General features: G+C 71.2%; 4 protein-coding genes and 1 pseudogene. All 5 read left to right on the top strand.

Going from position 1 to position 3,180, the window contains the following annotated elements; translation table 11 throughout:
- Positions 1 to 242, top strand: a pseudogene (locus tag ABDW35_RS34690) (class II aldolase); the annotation flags it as partial.
- 19 nt (positions 243 to 261) lie between these two features.
- Positions 262 to 1,005 carry a lysozyme inhibitor LprI family protein gene (locus ABDW35_RS34695; RefSeq protein WP_343718400.1) on the top strand — a complete coding sequence of 248 codons (744 nt, stop codon included), beginning with the start codon at positions 262 to 264 and terminating at the stop codon, positions 1,003 to 1,005.
- Complete coding sequence (locus tag ABDW35_RS34700; protein WP_343718401.1) at positions 1,002 to 1,721, top strand: lysozyme inhibitor LprI family protein; 720 nt, start codon at positions 1,002 to 1,004, stop codon at positions 1,719 to 1,721. Before ABDW35_RS34695 ends, ABDW35_RS34700 begins: the two co-directional genes overlap by 4 nt.
- Before the next feature lie 104 nt (positions 1,722 to 1,825).
- Complete coding sequence (locus tag ABDW35_RS34705; RefSeq protein WP_343718402.1) at positions 1,826 to 2,293, top strand: hypothetical protein; 468 nt, start codon at positions 1,826 to 1,828, stop codon at positions 2,291 to 2,293.
- Positions 2,294 to 2,511: 218 nt separating this feature from the next.
- Positions 2,512 to 3,180 (top strand): glycosyltransferase (locus ABDW35_RS34710; protein WP_343718403.1); only part of this gene is annotated, 669 nt, incomplete at its 3' end.

The following is a 3,180-nucleotide window of genomic DNA, read 5'->3' on the forward strand; positions in this document are numbered from 1 at the left end:
TGCAAAGATGCAACATCGGCCTGATCGTGCTGGCCGAGAGCTTCGCCCAGGCGCTGTGGCGGGCCACCGAGGTCGAGGTTCTGGCCAAGATGTATGTCCATGCCCTGGCGATTGGCGAGCCGCCGCGGCTGACCGAAGCCGAGATGGCGCAGGTGATCGAGCAGATGCGGCGCATGAGCTACGGCCAGGCGCCGGATATCGACGGCGTGAACGACACCCCGCGCCCGCGCTCTGCGGCTTGAGGAACCACTCCCGATCGTCATGAGAGCGCTTGCCGCCGCGGCCTGCCTGGCCGCGCTGATGATCCCGGGCGTCGCCGGCGCGGCCGAGCCGCCGTCGCTGGACGTTCAGCTGGTCGCCGCCCGGACCGGGCCGAAGGCCGATGTCGTGCTGGTGCTGATGGTCACCGGCAACGGCCTGGACCCCAGCGCCCTGCCGGCCGATGCCGACCGCTGCGACGGCACCGGCTATGCCCGCACCGACGACCCGCAGGAGACCGGCTGCTACAGGATCACAGCGACCGAGAACGGCAAGCCCATCGGCAAGCTGTCCTACGACCTGATGGTCAACCACGGCAGCACCGCCTATCTGCTGCTGAGCTACCGCACCCCGGCCGATCCGAAATCGGCCCGCGCGCTGCGGCTCGACCTCTCCTTCAAGCTCTGGGACGACGTGGTCCGCAATCGCGCCCCGGAGACGGCGATCGACCTGGCCCAGGCGCCGGGCTTCGACGACCCGGACAATCCCTGGGCGCCGCTCTACGCCTTCCAGGACCGGCGGCTGAACGAGGCCTATGACGCGCTGACCGCCAAGGTCGCGGCGGGCCAGGCGCGCGAGCTGCTGGTCCAGGCCGAGCGGGATTGGATCGCGCTGAAGGACGCGGATTGCAAGGCGCCGCTGGAGGCGACTCCGGCGGCGGAGGATTGGTGCCGGACGCTGCGCACGATGGACCGGACCGACCAACTGGAGGCGTACCGGCGCGGCCTGGCCGGGGCGACGCCATGAGACGGGCGGCGCTTCTGCGGGCCGCGGCCCTGCTGCTGGCGCTCCTCCTCCCCGCCCTGCCGGCGCGGGCGGAGCAGGTGCTGTCGCTGGAGGTGCTGTCGGCGCGGCTGGCGCCGGGCCAGACCGACCTGCTGCTGCGCCTGATCGACGAGAGCGGCATCGGCGTGCTGCGGCCCGAGGGGTCCTGCGACAGCACCCAGCCCGGCATCGGCGAGGCGTCGAGCAACTGCTATGCCGTGACCGTCGTCGAGAACGGCGCCGCGGTGCCGCGGCTGACCTACCGCATCCTGGAGACCCGCGGCACCGACAGCTTCCTGCTGCTGACCTGGCCCTCGGCCGCGACCGGCGAGCGCAAGGCCAGCCTGCGGATCGAAACCAACGGCTTCTTCAACCACGACCCGGAAACCGAGCTGGCGCTGACCGAGGATGGCGGCGCCCTGGACCCGCAGGACCCGTTCGCCACCCTGCAGCAGCTCTATGCGGCCAAGCTGGAGGCTTTCGCCGCCGGGCTGGCGGACAGCCCGCCGGACGGGGTCGCCGATACCGGCCGCTGGCGCGACGCCTTCCTGGCGGCGCAGCGGGCCTGGGCGCGCTTTGCCGAGAGCGACTGCGCCGCGGCCGCCGCGCTGCTGGGCGAGACCGCGCGCAGCCGCTGCCAGGCCGACCGGGCGATGCAGCGGATCGACCAGCTGGACGGCAGCTACGCGCCGGAGTGACGGCGCATCAAATGCGCTATCTCCCGCCGCAATTAAGGAACATTGTCCGGCTTCGGACCCTTATCTCGGTTCCGCATTCGCGACCGCGAGACTGGAGGAAAGACATGCGTTCCATCCGCCTGCCGCTGGCCGTCACTGCCGCCGCGCTGCTGCTGGCCGGCCCGGCCTCCGCCCAGGACATGCAGAACCTGCTGGACCAGGCCGGCAAGGCCCTCGACCAGGCCGGCCGGAAGGTGCAGCAGGGCTATGAGGACACGGCCAAGGCGATCGACGAGGCCATCGCCAACCCGGAGGACCCGACCCACGGTTCGCTGGCCACCCGGCTGATCCGGTCCGACGTGCTCGATTCGGCGCAGCGCCCGATCGGCGAGATCGCCGATTTCGTCATCGCCCCGAACGGCCAGGTGCTGCTGGCGATCATCCGCATCGGCGGCACGCTGGGCGTCGGCGGCCGGCTGGTCGCGGCCGAGTACGGCCAGCTCGAGCCGGTGCTGGTGAAGCGCCACCCCGCCTTCGTCTATCGGGGCGATCTCGGCGCCCTGCCGGACTACAAGGTCGCCACCGGAGGGTGACCGGTTCGCGGGGCGCCGGACGCCTGCCGGCGCCGGGTCCATGACGGATGTCAAAAATTAGGCATTCCCTAAAGGGAGGGTGCCGCACTAGCTTGCGCATCATCCTTCCGGATGCCTGAGACGTGGTTCGGGACCGCCGGGATGATCGGAACACCCATCGCCCCGGTCCGGCCGGCGGCGGCGGGCGGGCCGGCTGAAGTGAAGCGCGGGCACGAACGATGCTGGACGTCCTGCTGATCCCGGTCCTGGTCCTGGCGGCGCTCGGGTGCCTGTACCTGGCCGCCGCCATCCTGCTGACCGGCCGCCACGCGAAGCGGCGCCCGCCGGAGCCCGGGACCTTTCCGTCGATCACCGTGATCAAGCCGCTGCACGGCGTCGAGCCGGGGCTGTTCGAGAACCTCGCCTCCTTCTGCCGCCAGGATTATCCCGGCCCGGTGCAGATCCTGCTGGGCGTCGCCGACCCGCGCGACCCGGCCCTGGCGGTGGTCGAGCAGGTGCGCGCCGCCTTCCCGCAGGCGGTCCTGGAGCTGGTGGTCGACGCCCGCCGGCACGGCAGCAACCGCAAGGTCTCCAACCTGATCAACATGGCGGAGCGGATCCGCCACGACGTGGTGGTGTTCTCCGACAGCGATGTGCGAGTGCCGGCCGACCATCTGCGCCAGATGGTGGCGGAGCTGCAGGCGCCGGGAGTCGGCTGCGTCACCTGCCTGTATCACGGCGTGCCGACCGGCGGCGTATGGTCGCGGCTGATCGGGCTGGGCATGGACACGCATTTCACGCCCAGCGTGATCGTCGGCCTGGGTCTGCGCCTGGCGCGGCCCTGCATCGGCACCACCATCGTCATGGGCCGCGACATGCTGGCGGAGATCGGCGGCCTCAAGGCTTTC

It is taken from the genome of Inquilinus sp., from assembly GCF_039594555.1.
Classification (GTDB): domain Bacteria; phylum Pseudomonadota; class Alphaproteobacteria; order DSM-16000; family Inquilinaceae; genus Inquilinus.